This is a genomic window from Novosphingobium sp. BL-S-34 (assembly GCF_056857015.1).
Map to the genome: position 1 here is coordinate 2137501 of NZ_CM166472.1, position 14701 is coordinate 2152201.

14 protein-coding genes and 1 pseudogene (1 of these 15 cut by a window edge) are annotated in these 14701 nt (G+C 65.8%); 7 read left to right on the forward strand and 8 right to left on the reverse strand.

All coding sequences use genetic code 11. From position 1 onward, the window contains the following. On the reverse strand, nt 1-698 hold the 5' portion of the coding sequence (gene istB, locus AC1VV3_RS10190; RefSeq protein ID WP_482961680.1) for an IS21-like element helper ATPase IstB. 43 nt of this gene lie to the left of the window's left edge; 698 of the gene's 741 nt are visible here — the first part of the coding sequence; the start codon lies at nt 696-698; its stop codon lies beyond the left edge, outside the window. A gap of 10 nt (nt 699-708) precedes the next feature. After that, entirely contained in the window at nt 709-2235 is a 1527-nt protein-coding gene (gene istA / locus AC1VV3_RS10195; protein ID WP_482961681.1) for an IS21 family transposase, read from the reverse strand. Nucleotides 2236-2372: 137 nt separating this feature from the next. Here istA and AC1VV3_RS10200 point away from each other — a divergent pair. Next, nucleotides 2373-2757, forward strand: a pseudogene (locus tag AC1VV3_RS10200) (integrase core domain-containing protein); the annotation flags it as partial. A 413-nt stretch (nt 2758-3170) separates the two neighbouring features. Here AC1VV3_RS10200 and AC1VV3_RS10205 read toward each other — a convergent pair. The 4 genes from AC1VV3_RS10205 to AC1VV3_RS10220 all read right to left on the reverse strand — a co-directional run bounded on the left by AC1VV3_RS10205 (nt 3171) and on the right by AC1VV3_RS10220 (nt 8071). Beyond that, entirely contained in the window at nt 3171-3884 is a 714-nt protein-coding gene (locus AC1VV3_RS10205) for a M23 family metallopeptidase (RefSeq protein ID WP_243654451.1), read from the reverse strand. Between the two features lie 151 nt (nt 3885-4035). After that, nucleotides 4036-4827 carry a ferritin-like domain-containing protein gene (locus tag AC1VV3_RS10210; protein ID WP_465127724.1) on the reverse strand — a complete coding sequence of 264 codons (792 nt, stop codon included), beginning with the start codon at nt 4825-4827 and terminating at the stop codon, nt 4036-4038. Between the two features lie 17 nt (nt 4828-4844). Next, nucleotides 4845-5321 carry a peroxiredoxin gene (locus AC1VV3_RS10215; protein ID WP_132269691.1) on the reverse strand — a complete coding sequence of 159 codons (477 nt, stop codon included), beginning with the start codon at nt 5319-5321 and terminating at the stop codon, nt 4845-4847. Then, the gene (locus AC1VV3_RS10220; protein ID WP_465128273.1) at nt 5318-8071 is read right to left on the reverse strand and encodes a bifunctional [glutamine synthetase] adenylyltransferase/[glutamine synthetase]-adenylyl-L-tyrosine phosphorylase; all 2754 of its coding nucleotides are present in this window, start codon (nt 8069-8071) and stop codon (nt 5318-5320) included. Before AC1VV3_RS10220 ends, AC1VV3_RS10215 begins: the two co-directional genes overlap by 4 nt. Nucleotides 8072-8252: 181 nt before the next feature. Between AC1VV3_RS10220 and AC1VV3_RS10225 the strand changes: the two genes are divergently transcribed. The 6 genes from AC1VV3_RS10225 to AC1VV3_RS10250 all read left to right on the forward strand — a co-directional run bounded on the left by AC1VV3_RS10225 (nt 8253) and on the right by AC1VV3_RS10250 (nt 11444). Continuing rightward, nucleotides 8253-9233 (forward strand): agmatine deiminase family protein, encoded by a 981-nt coding sequence (locus tag AC1VV3_RS10225; RefSeq protein WP_465127725.1) that lies wholly within the window; start codon nt 8253-8255, stop codon nt 9231-9233. A gap of 67 nt (nt 9234-9300) precedes the next feature. Further along, entirely contained in the window at nt 9301-9426 is a 126-nt protein-coding gene (locus AC1VV3_RS10230; RefSeq protein ID WP_279587461.1) for a hypothetical protein, read from the forward strand. Then, the gene (locus AC1VV3_RS10235; protein WP_243841285.1) at nt 9410-9844 is read left to right on the forward strand and encodes a hypothetical protein; all 435 of its coding nucleotides are present in this window, start codon (nt 9410-9412) and stop codon (nt 9842-9844) included. The genes AC1VV3_RS10230 and AC1VV3_RS10235 overlap by 17 nt, the downstream gene beginning before the upstream one ends. Further along, entirely contained in the window at nt 9841-10728 is an 888-nt protein-coding gene (locus tag AC1VV3_RS10240; protein ID WP_132269694.1) for a bestrophin family protein, read from the forward strand. Before AC1VV3_RS10235 ends, AC1VV3_RS10240 begins: the two co-directional genes overlap by 4 nt. A gap of 54 nt (nt 10729-10782) precedes the next feature. Continuing rightward, on the forward strand, nt 10783-11124 hold the full coding sequence (locus AC1VV3_RS10245) for a hypothetical protein (RefSeq protein ID WP_465127726.1): 342 nt from the start codon (nt 10783-10785) through the stop codon (nt 11122-11124). 89 nt (nt 11125-11213) lie between these two features. Next, the gene (locus AC1VV3_RS10250; protein WP_465127727.1) at nt 11214-11444 is read left to right on the forward strand and encodes a hypothetical protein; all 231 of its coding nucleotides are present in this window, start codon (nt 11214-11216) and stop codon (nt 11442-11444) included. A 179-nt stretch (nt 11445-11623) separates the two neighbouring features. Here AC1VV3_RS10250 and AC1VV3_RS10255 read toward each other — a convergent pair whose 3' ends face one another. Together AC1VV3_RS10255 and thrS are read right to left on the reverse strand one after the other, a co-directional pair. Beyond that, nucleotides 11624-12298 (reverse strand): spermine/spermidine synthase domain-containing protein, encoded by a 675-nt coding sequence (locus AC1VV3_RS10255; protein ID WP_134096289.1) that lies wholly within the window; start codon nt 12296-12298, stop codon nt 11624-11626. After that, nucleotides 12295-14307 carry a threonine--tRNA ligase gene (thrS, locus tag AC1VV3_RS10260; protein WP_132269701.1) on the reverse strand — a complete coding sequence of 671 codons (2013 nt, stop codon included), beginning with the start codon at nt 14305-14307 and terminating at the stop codon, nt 12295-12297. The genes AC1VV3_RS10255 and thrS overlap by 4 nt, the downstream gene beginning before the upstream one ends. Nucleotides 14308-14701: the final 394 nt, after the last annotated feature.

A 14701-nucleotide genomic window follows, 5' to 3' on the forward strand; every position in this document is an offset into this window, starting at 1 on the left:
TCGAGTTCGAGCCGGTGTGCGTTGTGCACGAGGCGGTCCAGGATGGCGTCGGCGTAGGTCGGATCGTTTATAGTCTGATGCCAGCGGGCCACGGGAAGCTGGCTGGTGACAAGCGTTGAGCGCTGACCGTAGCGGTCCTCGAGAATTTCGAGGAGATGATGCCGGGCGTTGCCATCGAGCGGCTGAAGACCCCAGTCGTCCATTATCAGCAACTCGACCTTGGCGAGGCTTTTCATGCGGGCGGCGATACGGCCGTCACCCTTGGCCAGCGTCAGTTCGTCGATCAGCCGCGGCAACCGGGTGTAGAGAACCGAACGGTTATCGCGGCAGGCCTTGTGGCCGATCGCACAGGCCAACCAACTTTTCCCGATGCCCGTAGGTCCGATGATGGCCAAGTTCTCGTGTCTGGAGATCCATTCGCCGGCCAGCAGCGTCTCGAAGAGCCGGCGGTCAAGACTGCGGCGCGTTCGGTAATCAACGTCCTCGGGCACGGCGCGGTGCCGCAGCTTGGCGTGACGCAGGCGCAGAGCGAGGCGTCTGTCATTTCGGTAGGTGGCCTCATGGTCGAGCAGCAGCGCCAGCCATTCGGCATGGCTGAGGCTCGCCGCGTCATCGTTGCCTTCCATCTCGGCGAAGGCTTTGGCCATGCCGGCCAGGCCGAGCTGGCCCATGAGGTCCAGAGTGGGATGCTTCAGCATTCTTGCTCCTTCAGTTGTAATAGCTTGAGCCGCGGATGTTGGAGTGGATGATCGGCTCTTGCTCGGGAGATTGGGGAACGGGCACCTGATCGAGCCCCTTCTCGAGGATCGATTTGACCGACGGATAATTGCGCGCCTGGATTTCCAGGGCGCGCAGCGCCGCGGCTTCGAGCCGCTGGGCACCGAAGCGTTTCTCGAGCCCGATGATGCCCAAGCATGACCGGTAGCCCTGTTCGGGATGGGGCTTCGCCTCGATGACCTTCTCCACCAATAGGGACAACATCGGCCCGATCCGGCTTGCCTCTTCGCGGATCTTTGCCGGCGTCCATTCGCCGTAGCGCCGATGGCTGGAGGGCATGTGCTCGGGGACTGTAGTGTGCCGGCCATTCCCGCTGCCGCGCATGTGCACGGCGATGCGCTCGCCTCCCAGGAAGATCTCTACCGTGCTGGCAGTGAACCGAGCTTCGACCTCGCGGCGGGCGAAGCGGTGAGGGACGGAGTAGTGATGCCGCTCGATCGCGATATGGTAATCGAGCCCGACGCGGTAGCGGCGCCATTCGGCATGAACCCACGGCTCTGCCGGCAGCGGCTTGAGGTTTGGAACATCGACTTCGTTGAACAGCTGGCGGCGTGTCTTGCCGAACTGGCGCAGCACCCGCCGATCATTGAGATCGGCAAGGCATTCGGCGATCGCTGCGTTCACCTCGGCGAGGCTGTAGAAGATCCGATTACGTAAGCGGCCCAATAGCCAGCGCTCGACGATACCGACGCAGGCCTCGACCTTGGCCTTGTCCCGCGGCCTGCGCGGCCGGGTCGGCAGGATCGCCGTGCCGTAATGCCGGGCCATGTCCGTGTAACTGCGGTTCACCTGAGGATCGAAGTGACAGGCCTTGATCACCGCCACCTTGGCATTGTCGGGTACCAGCAACTGGGGCACGCCGCGGAAGAAGGCGAAGGCAGCATTGTTACCCGCGATCCAGTCAGGAAACTGCTCGGTCCACGTCGCCAGCGCAAACGACAGGCTCGATCCGCCCATCACGGCGACGAAGATGTGGGCACCGCGGACTTCCCCGGTCCGCCGGTCCACCACGACCGGCACCGTATCGCCAGCGTAATCAAGGAACAGCTTCTCGCCCCCGGCATGGCTCTGGCGCATGACCAGCGGCAAGCGGCCTTCCCAGCGGCGGAACAGATCGCAGAATCTCGAGTAGCGATACCCGTCCGGATGCTCGGCCCGATACTCCTCCCAGAGCACCTGCAGCGTCACGTGTTTGCGCTTCAGTTCGCGCGCTACCACCGGCCAGTCCGGCTCCGGAAGCTTGCGTCGTCCCGGCTTTACGCCGGAGGCGCCATACAAGCGTCCCTCCAGATCTATGTCGCCGATCTCCGACGGAACCGGCCACGCCAATCCCGAGCGATCGAAGCGCACGATCATGTCGCGCACTGTAGACCGAGCGACGCCAGTCAGTCGGGCGATCTCGCGCATCGGGACACAAGCCTCGCGATGCATTCTCATTACTTCGCGCACATGGCGCATCTTCGGCCTCCTCGTCGGCATCTCCATCCTCCGGCTGCTGCGCCGATAAGATGGACCCAACGATCGGGCTTCTCACTCCCTCCCAGGTGGCCGGGAATTGCTCGGAATGGTGGCCGGCATCATCTCGGAATCCCGGCCGGGATCAAATCGGAATGGTGGCCGGGATGACCCCGGAATCCGCAGCCGTCCTCGCCTGGTGTGGGGAGGTCGGGGTGGAGTGGCGTTATATTGCGCCGGACAAGCCTATGCAGCACGGCTATGTCGATAGCTCCAACGGTCGCATGCGCGACAAGCTGCTCAATGAGACCCTGCTGCTAAGCCTGGACCATGCCCGCGTGGTGATCCGCTTGGGCAGAGGATTACAATCAGGAGAGGCCGCACTCATCGCTTGGACACGAGACCGCGCGGCGTTCGCCAACTGAACTGCATGAGCAATGGCATGCTTCGCTAAGCCCTACGGGTTCCGCTACGCAGGCCATTGCTCGACCAGCGTCCATGCGTAACGGAGCTGCCCGGCTCTAATCCGCGTTGGTGGAAACCTCGGCGTAACGTCACTAGCACCGAGGAGGCTCTTGTACGGCATGATCCGTCAGACCGCCTCGATTCTCATACCTTGGCCGGCTGTATCGAGAGAAAGACCAGCCAATGGCATCCTAAACTGGGACGACATGGTCATGCGCGCGGGGCAGGGTTGCTCGGCGTTCACGAAGCCCGCTTGGTATCCGGGGCAGCGAGCCCGGTATCATCATGCGCCGGTTCGTCCATGAGCTTATCGAAATGGCTCCAGATCCGGCATCCGCCAGTCGAACGATATCCAACGCCGCATTCGTGCTGCGGGCATAAGAAAAGGCGGCCTTTCGGCCGCCTCTTCCCTCCTCTCCAAACCGTGTTGGCCGGGCTGTCTTTGCGCAGTCCCTGGCCGATCTGGAACTCTATCAGCCGCCCGTCGAATCGGAGTCGGCTGCCGCCATGCGATCGCCCTGCATGTAGGGGATCGGGTTGACGGCTTCACCGTCGACGCGGACTTCGTAATGGAGGTGCGGGCCGGTCGAATTGCCGGTGGTGCCGACGAAACCGATCACGTCGCCCTTATGGACCATCTGGCCTTCGGCAACGTTGAGGCGCGACATATGGCCGTAACGGGTTTCGAGATCGCCGCCGTGTTCCAGCGCAACGAAGAGGCCATAGCCGCCGAACCAGGCGGCCTTGCCGACGACACCGTCGGCAGTGGCATAAATGGGCGTGCCGATCGGGGCGCCGAGATCGATGCCCTTGTGGGCACGGCGACCGCCGAGGATCGGGTGGTTGCGCATGCCGAAGCTGCTGGTCAGCTTGAGACCTTCAAGCGGCGTGCGCGAAGGGATCGAGACCGCGCCAAGCTTGGCGGCACCGGGGATCGAAGGCTTGGCCTTGGCCGAAGCCAGACCGGTTTCCTCGAAGTTCTGCCAGGAGCTGAAAAGGTTGTGGAACTGTTCGTCTTCTCCGCCGGCCGACTGGTTCGCGGCCTGGGCCGAGCGAAGCGGGGCGGAAATGTCGGCAGCGGCAGCGCTGCTGTTGGCCATCGCCGGGTGAGCGGCGACAAGAGATCCTGCGACGGCGACGGCACCGGTCACTGCGCGGAACTTGGCGAAGAATTTCGTTACGACCACTCGCAATACCTTGTTATCCGCCGCGAGCGTTAGCCTGCGACGCCTGTATTTATGACGAACACGCACAGCGGCGCGTCGCGCAAACCCTTAACTGGAGATGGTCGGAACCCCCCGCCGTCTCGTGATCTGGAGTTATGCCGAACGATTGCGATCAAGCAAGACTGGCGTAGAGATCGCGCGGTAAACCGGCTGCGAGGCGCGCCGAGTCGTTGAACGGCGGCTTAACAGCCCCTCCAAAGTGGCGGGAAACCAGGGTTTTCCAGAGGTCGTTCCGGCTCTCGTTCAACCGTTCGGCGACCTCGGCGAAATGAATTGCGCCGAACCGAACGTGCCGGATTTCATCGTCAAGGATTCGTTGGAGGATGCGCGCGCCGCGCTCGTCGCCATTGGCTTTCACCCGATCGAGGGTGGCCGGGGTAACATCCAGGCCGCGTGCTTCGAGCACCATCGGCACGACGGCGAGCCGGGCGGCCACGTCATGCGACGTCTTTCCCGCCGCTTCCCAAAGGCCGTCATGGGCGGGCAGGGCGCCGTAATGGCTGCCGAGGCCGCGCAGATGACGGTCGATCAGCGCATAATGCATGGCCTCGTCGGCGGCGACCGAGAGGAAATCGCCGACGAAGCGTTCGTCCATTTCGCCGCCGAATCGACCCGCCATGTCGAGTGCAAGGTCGATCGCCACGAATTCGATATGGGCGAGGGCGTGCCAGAGTGCGATTCGCCCGCGTTCCGAGCCGCCCTTGCCGCGCTTGGGCATGCGGCTCGGGGGCAGAAGTTCCGGCGCTTCCGGCCGTCCCGGGACCGTGGGCATGGCCACGTCGAACGCGAAGGAAAGCCGGCCGAGCCGCCAATCGCGCGCGACCTTGCGCGTCATCATGGCCTTCGCGCGTGGATCGCATTCGAGCAGCGCCTCGCGGATCGCGGAAGCGACGGATCGGGTCATTACCGGCGAACGGGACATCAGAGGGCCTTCGCGGCCTCCAGCACCTGCTGGGCGTGGTCCTTGACCTTCACCTTGTTCCACACACGGGCGATCTTCCCGTCCGGTCCGATCAGGTAGGTGGTGCGCACCATGCCCATATAGGTGCGCCCGTAGTTCTGCTTTTCGGTCCAGATGCCGAGCGCGTCGGAGAGGCCGTTTTCCTCTGCGTCCGTGGCGAGCGGGGCCTTGAGATCGTGCTTGGCAATGAAGTTCTGGTGCCTTTTCGCCGAGTCCTTGCTGACGCCGAGCAGTGCCGTGCCTGCCGCTTCGAACTGATCCTTCAGGGCCGAGAACTCGATGTTTTCGGTGGTGCAGCCCGGGGTGCTGTCCTTGGGATAGAAGAACACCACCAGTTTGCGCCCTGCGAAGTCCGAGGCCTTGATGCTGCCGCCTTCGGGCGTTTCGAGCGCGACGTCGGGGAAAGTGTCGCCGGTTTCGGGAAGGCGGGTGGTCATCGGGAAATCTCCAGTGCTTCGTCGAAGGCCTCCGCCCATGCTGCCGCCACTTGCGCGCGGGCCTGGGCCAGGCTGGTTTCGAGGTCCTGCCAGTCGCCATAGCCGCATGCGCGAACAAGCGCCATGCAGGCGGCGCTGACCGGCTTGAGCGAATCGGGCGCCAGCAGGCGGGCGGCCACGAGCAGGCGGGTCAGCACGTCATGTGCCTGCTGCAGGCTGGCCGGGAGCAGGGACTGCGCAGTGAGCAGGCGCAGCGCTTCGCCCAGATCCGCATCCAGGCCGGCGCCGCTGCGAAGCTGGGTGAAGTGAACCAGGAATTCGAGATCGACCAGCCCGCCGCGCATCAGCTTGACGTCGAGCGGACCCTTGGGCGGTTTGTGCTCGGCCATGCGCGCGCGCATTTCCAGGACATCGGTTCGCAGTTTCACCGGATCGCGCGGCGCGGTGAGGACGTCGCGGACGATCGCGGCGAGGCGGCCGCGCGCCTCTTCGCTGCCGTAGAGCGCCCGCGCGCGGCAGAGCGCCATGTGCTCCCAGGTCCAGGCCTGTTCCTGCTGGTAGCGGGCGAAGCTTTCGAGACTGGCGGCGGGGGGGCCTTGCTCGCCAGAGGGGCGCAGGCGCGTGTCTACTTCGTAGAGCGCGCCTTCGGCCGTCTGCACGGAGAGCGCGGCGGTCACGCGCTGGGACAGGCGGTTGTAGTAGAGCGTGGCGCCAAGCGGCCGGCGCCCGTTCGATTCGCCCGCAAAGTCGCCGGTGAACAGGTAGATGAGATCGAGGTCGGAGGCATGGGTGAGCACGCCGCCGCCCATCCGCCCGAGGCCCAGCACTGCCAGCACGCTGTCCGGCACTTCGCCGTGAACCTCCCGGAATTCCGCCACGGCGGCATCGGTGAGAACCACCAATGCGGCTTCGGCGATGCGGCCGAGGGCATGGCCGATCTCCAGCGGATCGTTGACCCCTTCGATCAGCTGCACGCCGAGAGCGAAGCGGCGATCGCCGACTTTGCGGCGCACGGTGTTGAGCTTGCGCTCGTAATCGTCACCGGCTTCGAATCGCCCGAATTCGTCGACCAGCTCGGGCAGGGTGCCGGGCAGGTCGAAGGCGCTGGCGTCGATCAGCGGGTCCAGCAGGTCGGCGCGGCGGGCGAGTGCATCGGCCAGCGGCGGGGCCAGGCTGAGGATCCGCGCCAGCCGTTCGATCAGGGCGGGGCGCGCCTCCAGCAGGCGGAACAGGTTGATCGCGGTGGGCAGGTTGTTGAGCAGTTGCTCCCACCGCGCCATGGCGCGCTCAGGTTCCGGAGCGGCGGCCAGGGCGGCGAGCAGTCCGGGGCGGATCGCCTCGAAAGCCACTCTGGCGGCATCGGACCGCAAGGCGCGCATCCGGCCGGAGAGCCAGCCTTCGATCCGCGAGACCATGGCGTCGGGATCGGCGAAACCCATGCGCATGAGTTCGTCGCGCAGATCCTCCTGAGCCGGCGCCGGCACGGCTACCGCGGAGCCTGCACCGGTTCCACTGCCCGGCGGCAGGTTGGCCATGACCAGTGCATCGTAGCGCTCGCCCACGGCATCGGTGATCCGGGTCAGTTCGGCGATCAGTGCCGCGCCGTCCGGCAGGCCGTCGAGCCGGGCCACTTCGTCAAGCAGGTCTTCCTTCACGGGCAGCGAATGGGTCTGCTGATCCTGCATCATCTGCAGGCGGTGCTCGACAGTGCGCAAACGGTCGTAGCTTTCGCCCAGCAGGCGGGCATCCTCGGGCGGGACCAGGCCCGCTTCGGCCAGGGCATCGAGGGTCGCGCGCGTCCCGCGCAGGCGCAGGGCGGGGTTGCGGCCGCCGTGGATGAGCTGGTGGGTCTGGGCGTAGAACTCCACCTCGCGAATGCCGCCGCGGCCTTTCTTGAGGTCGAAGCCGGGGCCGACCGTCACGCTGCCGCGGCTATTGGCGCGAATCTGCGCGGTGAGGCGACCGATCTCGGCAATGGCGCCGAAATCGAGGCTCTTGCGCCAGACGAACGAGCGGATCGCGGCGAGGAAAGCCTCCCCCGCGGCAATGTCGCCCGAGCAGGCGCGGGCGCGGATGAAGGCGGCGCGTTCCCAGGCCAGGGCGGATGATTCGTAATGAGTCAGCGCGCCGTTGATCGAGATCGCCAGCGGACTGACCTCGGAGGCCGGGCGCAGGCGCAGATCGGTGCGGAACACGTAGCCCTCGTCGGTCACGCCGGCCAGCGTTTCCACCACGGCGCGCGCCACGCGCTGGGCCGCTTCGCCCGGTTCGTCGCGTTCGCGGCGGGGGAGCAGCTGGGGGTCGAACAGCAGGATCGGATCGATGTCCGAGCTGTAGTTCAGCTCGCCCGCGCCGTGCTTGCCGAGGGCGAGGGCCAGGAAACCGGCCGGCTCGGCATCGGGCACGCGGCGGCGGATGCCTTCCGCGATGGCGGCGTCCAGCGCGCGGTCGGCCAGGGCGGACAGTTCGCCCGTCACCTTGAGCAACGGGAAGGCTCCGGCCAGGTCGCCGATGGCGAGCGCAAGGGCCAGGGCCTGCTTCTCGCGCCGCAAAGCCGCGCCGACGCTGGGCGCGCCTTCGCCGGCGGCACGCGCCCAGTCCAGGGCGGCATCGCCTTGTCCGGCGGCGAGCCTTTCGGTCAACGCGGGCAGGCGGTCCAGCGCGCTGGAGAGGTAGGGAGCATGGGCGCGGGCACGGGCGATCGCGCCGGTCCAGTCGGCCTGAGGTGCGGCATTGGGTTCGGCATCCATCCCGGCTTCCTGCCCGCCGCTGCCGCGCAGGGCAAGCGCCTGCGGGCACGGGAATGCCAATTCGGGGCGGCAGGCCGGCGTACCCGGTGACATTGCGGCATTGCCCCGAAGGCGGCGCTCTTCTATCGGCTCGGCCATTCGCGGCGGCAGGCCTTGCTCCGCGGCTGAAGGAGGTTGCCCCGTGACGTTCGCCCTTCCCCCCGAATGGCATGCCCAGGACTGGATCTGGATCGGATTTCCGCACGATCCCGTGGAATGGCCGGGTTTCCTCGAAGCCGCGCAGGAGCAGATGGCTGCTTTCGCATCCGCCGTTGCCGAATCGGGGCAGGAAGTGCGCCTGGTCGTGCGCGATGAGGCCAACCGGGCGCGGGCGGCCTCGCTGGCCTCGTCGAAAGTGAAGCTGGAAGTGCGCCATTATGGCGATGTCTGGCTGCGCGATACCGGGCCGCTGGTCGTGGCCGACGGCAACCGTGCGCTGAAGGCGATGCGGTTCGGTTTCAATGGCTGGGGCGGCAAGTACCTGATGGACGGCGACCAGGAGATCGGCGCCGAACTGGCGCGCGATGCCGGGCTGGATGTCGAGACCGCGGACTGGATCCTGGAAGGCGGCGCGCTCGACGGGGACGGCACCGGCCTGGTCGCCACCACCGAGCAATGCCTGCTCAATCCCAATCGCAACCCGCACCTGACGCGCGGCGATCTGGAAATGCGGCTCCGGCGCGACCTCGGTTATGACCGGGTGCTGTGGCTGGGTGACGGCCTTATCAACGACCATACCGATGGCCATGTCGACAACCTCGCCCGCTTCGTGGCGGCGAACGTCCTGGCCCTGCCGCGGGCGACGGGCCCGAACGACCCCAATGCCGCCATCTATGCCGACGCCAAGGCCCGTGCCGAGGCCATGGGCGTGACCGTGCGCGAAGTCCCCTCGCCCGGGCGGGTGGAAACGGACGGCCGGATCGAGCCTGCCAGCTACATGAACTTCGCGATCACCTCCAAACTGGTGGTCGTGCCGATCTACGGCACGGAGCATGACGAAGCGGGCGTGGCGGCGATCGCGGACTTGTTCCCCGACCGCGATACCGTGGGCATCATGGCCGACGCGGTTCTGGCCGGCGGTGGCTCGTTCCACTGCTCCAGCCAGCAGATGCCGTCGCGCTGATCGCGGGCGATCCCGGAACCACGGGGTTTAACGGATTGGCAAGGGGTTGGCGTGCATTACCGCATGCATGGCTCGTATCGTCGCACTTGCGCATGGCGCTCAGAACCTCCGGCAGGGTGAACTTCTGCGCGCCGCGCTTGTGTGCGGCTGCGCACTGGCGCTGATTCTGGCCAAGGATGTCCTGCCTTTCTGACCGCCGGTCCAACCGGACCGCGTCGGATGCCGGACAATTTCCATTTCATTTCAAAATATTTTCGATAGCGGCCGGCGGCCTGCCGTTTCTGCTGCACCGCACATCGTGTCTGCTGCGTTGCAGCAAAGAAATGTCACGCAAGTTCGATGCAATCGAAATTATCCTTCCCCAGTTTACCCGTTCGCGTATCTGGAAAAGGAGACTCACCATGCGCCACATGTCTGACGCCGAGCGGACTCGCCTTCGCCAATCGCTTGTCGGTAATTTTCTGCTATTGCTCTTCGGTCTGGGCGTGCTGGGCTTTCTCGTCGCCATCGACAGGGCGGACTGGTTCACCTTGAGGCCGGTTTCGGGCACTTCTGTCGCGCTGTCGCATGCCGCCACATCGGCGCATGGAGGGGATTCCGCCAAGCAATGATCGTCACTGCCTCGCTGCAACCTGTCCAGATCTTCCGCGAAATCTGGAAACCGCTGACCTTGCTGTTCGTGTGGGACATCATCGTCACGGTGACCTATTTCGTGCTGCCCTTCCATGCGCCCGAACTGCCGGTGACGCTGTTCGGCTCCGCGCTGGCGCTGTTCCTCGGCTTCCGAAGCAATTCCGCCTACCAGCGCTGGTGGGAAGGGCGCGGCCTGTGGGGGCTGATGATCAATGCCAGCCGCAACATCGCGCGTGCGGCCCGCAATTTCATGCCCGATCCCGAGGCGGCCGAACTGAAGCGCCGCATCGTCCTGCGCCAGATCGCCTACGTCAACGCGCTGCGCTGCCAGCTGCGCCGCATCAAGCCCGATGCCGAAGTCCTGCGCATGCTGTCGCGCGGGGACGCCGATGCTTCGCTGGAGCGCGCCAACGTGGCGAACGGCATTCTCGACGAGACCGGCCACCGCATCGACGAAGCGCGGCGCAAGGGCTGGATCGACACGATCCAGCAGGCGCAGATGGAGGCCGTTCTGGTCGATATCGCCAATTCCCAAGGCGGGATGGAGCGACTCAAGAACACGCCGCTGCCCTATCAGTACCGTTTCTTCCCGATCGTCTTCACGCACATGTTCTGCATCCTGCTGCCGATCGGCCTGGTGGAGACGCTGGGCGTGGCGACGCCGCTGGGCTCGACGATCGCGGGCATCATGTTCCTGGCGGTACTCGCCATCGGCGACGACCTGGTCGATCCTTTCGCCAACACCGTGCACGACCTGCCGCTCAATGCGATGTGCCGCACGATCGAGATCGACCTTCTCCAGTCCATCGGCGAAGAAGCGCCGCCGCCGATCGTGGCCGACAAGCACGGCGTCCTGTGGTGAGCCGCTCGTGGTGAACGTCTTGTGATGAACGCCGGGCGCGCCTAGGGCGGTCACATGGCCAGAGCAGACCGCCTCGAACGCATGGACAACCGCCGTGCCGACCTTGAAACCGATTACCGCGCCGCGCTGATCGAAGCCTTGCAGGCGACGGCGGCGGGGCAGTGGGGCCTGTTCGGCCACACGAAGGACAAGCAGCACAAGGCCAAGGCGGCGCCGATGCTTGATGCGCTTGGCGAGATGGCCGACGAGATCGACGATCTGCGCGACCAGCTGGACATGGAGCCGTTCGCACTTCACCGCGAATTGCTTGCGGCGCGCGGGCCGGTGCAATCCGACGCCGTTGGCGAGCCCAAGCAGGCGCAGGCCTGGCTGGAGCGGCTGACTCGCGAAGGGTGATTTCGCGGGGGCTGACTCGCGGGGGGCTGATCGCCGTTTCGCCTTCGTGCTAAGGCTGGCGGCGTTTCAGCAAAGGGAATCACCGGCTCATGCGCTCGCTCAAGCGTCTCTCCCAGGATCGCCAAACCGCCAAGGCCAGCGTGGAGCTGGGTAACTGGGTCAAGCTGGATGCGCGCACCGATTTCAGTCCTGCGGGCCTGATCGCCGTGGGTGTGCTGGTCTCCGGGATTCTGCTGAGCACCAGCGTTCTGGTCGCCGCCGCGGGACGCGCTAAGGCGCGGCGGGTGGCGGCGCGTCGGGATCGCTCGCTACCATACTGATTGTCGCGGGAGCGATGCGCGCGGGCGTTTACCGCCATGCCCGCGGGGGGCGGGAATTGCGCTCTTTCAAAGCCTTTTACGGGAAACGAGGAACCGTCGCCCCGCCTTCATGGGGGGCGACGGAGAATGCGCGGCCGCGTGAGCGAGAGGCCGGCAGCGCCGATCGCGCTGCTGCCCGGTCACTCCGGCGTGGCGAACCAGATGACGTGCTTCGGACCCTTGCCGTTGCTGCGCGAGGAGACCTTCACTTCGTCCACCTTGAATCCGGCGCGTTCCAGGCGGCGGGTGAAGGCGGGGTCCGCACCGGCAGACCAGATCGCCAGAACGCCGTCCGGCGTCAGGGCATTGCGCGCCGCGCGCAGGCCGACCTTCGAATAGATCTGGTTGTTGTCCTCGCGCACGAGGCCGTCGGGGCCGTTGTCGACATCCAGCAGGATGGCGTCGTAGGCCGCGCGCGATCCGTCGATGATGTGGGCGACATCGCCCATCACCAGGTTCACGCGCGGATTGTCCAGGCAGCCCTGCGCCAGTTCGGCCATCGGCCCGCGCGCCCATTCGATGATCTCGGGCACGAGTTCGACGACGGTGAGCTTGGAATCCTCAGGCAGGGTACGCAGCGCCGCGCGCAGGGTGAAGCCCATGCCGTAGCCGCCGATCAGCATGTGCGGGCGCTTGGTCACGCCCTTGATGCGATCCCAGGCCATGGTGGCGAGCGCTTCCTCGCTGCCCCACTTGCGCGTGGACATCAGCTCGTTGTGGCCCAGCACGATCATGTAGTCCTGATCGTGCCTGTAGAGTTCCAGCTTCTCCCCATCGGGGATCCACGCGGTGTCGATCAGTTCGCGCTTGATCATGCCGGCATGTCCGCACGAAGGTCGGGCGCGGTGGCTTCGACCTTGAGCAGGGCGATCGCCTCGTCGAGGGTCATGACCTTCTGGTGCTCGGCGCCGAGGGTACGCAGGGCGACGGTCTGTTCCTCCGCCTCGCGCTTGCCGACGACCAGCAGGTGCGGAACCTTCTTCAGCGAGTGTTCGCGCACCTTGTAGTTGATCTTCTCGTTGCGCACGTCGGTCTCGACGCGCACCCCGGCGGCCTTGAGCTTCTTCGTCACTTCCTGCGCATAGTCGTCGGCATCGGAAACGATCGTGGCGACCACGGCCTGGACCGGGGCGAGCCAGACCGGCAGCTTGCCGGCGAAGTGCTCGATCAGGATGCCGATGAAGCGCTCATAGGAACCGAAGATCGCGCGGTGCAGCATGACCGGGCGGTGGCGCGCGCCATCCTCGCCGATGTAGCTGGCGTCGAGACGCTCGGGCAGCATGCGGTCGGACTGGATCGTGCCGACCTGCCAGGTGCGGCCGATCGCATCGGTAAGATGCCATTCCAGCTTGGGCGCATAGAAGGCGCCTTCGCCGGGCAGTTCTTCCCAGCCATATTCCTCGGTGGCGAGACCCGCGCGCACGACGGCGTCGCGCAGTTCGGCCTCGGCCTTGTCCCACTGCTCGTCGGTGCCGATGCGGTTATCGGGGCGCAGTGCCAGCTTGATCGCGTACGTGAAGCCGAAGTCCTTGTAGACCCGGTCCGCCATCTCGCAGAAGGCCTGCACTTCGCCGACGATCTGGTCTTCGCGGCAGAAGATGTGGCCGTCGTCCTGCGTGAACTGGCGCACGCGCATCAGCCCGTGCAGCGCGCCGTGCGGCTCGTTGCGGTGGCAGCAGCCGTTCTCGACCAAGCGCAGCGGCAGATCGCGGTAGGACTTGATGCCCTGCTTGAAGATCAGGATGTGCGCCGGGCAGTTCATCGGCTTGAGCGCCATCCACTGGGCGTCGTCCGAGATGATCGGGCCGTCGTCCTCGGTGTTGGGCACTTCGTCGGGGATGACGAACATGTTCTCGCGGTACTTGCCCCAGTGGCCGGAGGCTTCCCACTGCCGCGCGTCCATGACCTGCGGCGTCTTCACTTCCTTGCAGTCCGCCTGGCCGATCGCGCGGCGCATGTAGTCTTCGAGGGCGCGATAGATCACGTAGCCCTTGGGGTGCCAGAACACCGAGCCGTGCGCTTCGGCCTGGAGGTGGAAGAGGTCCATCTCGTTACCCAGCTTGCGGTGGTCGCGCTTGGCGGCTTCCTCAAGGCGCGTCAGGTGCGCGGCGAGCTGCTTCTTGTTCAGCCAGCCGGTGCCGTAGATGCGGCTGAGCATCGCGTTCTTCTGGTCGCCGCGCCAGTAGGCGCCGGAAACGCGCGTCAGCTTGAAGGCGGCCGGGTCCAGCTTGCCGGTGGAGGGCAGGTGCGGGCCGCGGCACATGTCCAGCCAGTCCTCGCCCGACCAGTAGACCGTCAGCGGCTCGTCGCCCGGAAGTTCGGCGGCCCATTCGGCCTTGAAGTTCTCACCCTGCTGCTTCCAGCGGCTGATCAGCGTCTCGCGGTCCCACACCTCGCGGCGCAGCGGCTTGTTGGCGGCGATGATCTTGCGCATCTCCGCCTCGATGGCGGGCAGGTCGTCGTCGGTGAACGGCCCGCGCTCCGGATTGGGCGCGAAGTCGTAGTAGAAGCCGTCGTCCGTCGAGGGGCCGAAGGTGATCTGCGTGCCGGGGAACAGCGCCTGCACCGCTTCGGCCAGGACGTGCGCGAAGTCGTGCCGGGCCAGGTCCAGCGCCTCTTCCTCGTCACGGCTGGTGACGAGCGCGAGATTGGCGTCGCCCTTGAAGGGCAGGCTAAGGTCCACCAGTTCGCCGTCGATCTTCGCGGCCAGCGCGGCCTTGGCAAGGCCGGGGCCGATAGCGGCGGCGACGTCGGCCGGGGTGGAGCCTTCGGGCATTTCGCGAACCGAACCGTCGGGCAGGCTGATCTTGAACATCTCGGACATGGACGAACTCATCTCTCGTTTGCCCCATGCCATACCAGAGCATGCGGGCGGAAAACCTTTGGGGCGCCATGGCACAGGCGGACCGCCGGGTGAAGGTGCGGCGTCAGCAGGATCGGCGCTATTTTCGGGAGAGTGACGCCGCTCGCCCGAACGCCGGGCGACGGTGGCTGCGCCTTCAGGCCGCGACCAACCGTCCCCGGAAGCACCGGGTGGTAGTAGTCGTGGTCAAGGTGCGCAGCTGCGTCATCGCCCGAGCATGTAGCAATTCCCGCGCGAAAAGTCACCCCGCCAGAGCGACCGAGGTGATGTAAAGGCTCCTTGACTAAATGGAGTCGTCATGACAATGGTCCTTTACACATGGTCATGTACCCTTGACCTAGAGACTGAGAAAGGA

Bases quoted from the DNA above. Each gene is read 5' to 3' on its own strand.
- istA (WP_482961681.1), bottom strand. From the start codon at position 2,235: ATGCGCCATGTGCGCGAAGTAATGAGAATGCATCGCGAGGCTTGTGTC.
- AC1VV3_RS10210 (WP_465127724.1), bottom strand. From the start codon at position 4,827: ATGACCCGATCCGTCGCTTCCGCGATCCGCGAGGCGCTGCTCGAATGC.
- AC1VV3_RS10215 (WP_132269691.1), bottom strand. From the start codon at position 5,321: ATGACCACCCGCCTTCCCGAAACCGGCGACACTTTCCCCGACGTCGCG.
- AC1VV3_RS10220 (WP_465128273.1), bottom strand. From the start codon at position 8,071: ATGGATGCCGAACCCAATGCCGCACCTCAGGCCGACTGGACCGGCGCG.
- AC1VV3_RS10230 (WP_279587461.1), top strand. From the start codon at position 9,301: ATGGCTCGTATCGTCGCACTTGCGCATGGCGCTCAGAACCTCCGGCAG.
- AC1VV3_RS10235 (WP_243841285.1), top strand. From the start codon at position 9,410: ATGTCCTGCCTTTCTGACCGCCGGTCCAACCGGACCGCGTCGGATGCC.
- AC1VV3_RS10240 (WP_132269694.1), top strand. From the start codon at position 9,841: ATGATCGTCACTGCCTCGCTGCAACCTGTCCAGATCTTCCGCGAAATC.
- AC1VV3_RS10245 (WP_465127726.1), top strand. From the start codon at position 10,783: ATGGCCAGAGCAGACCGCCTCGAACGCATGGACAACCGCCGTGCCGAC.
- AC1VV3_RS10250 (WP_465127727.1), top strand. From the start codon at position 11,214: ATGCGCTCGCTCAAGCGTCTCTCCCAGGATCGCCAAACCGCCAAGGCC.
- AC1VV3_RS10255 (WP_134096289.1), bottom strand. From the start codon at position 12,298: ATGATCAAGCGCGAACTGATCGACACCGCGTGGATCCCCGATGGGGAG.
- thrS (WP_132269701.1), bottom strand. From the start codon at position 14,307: ATGTCCGAGATGTTCAAGATCAGCCTGCCCGACGGTTCGGTTCGCGAA.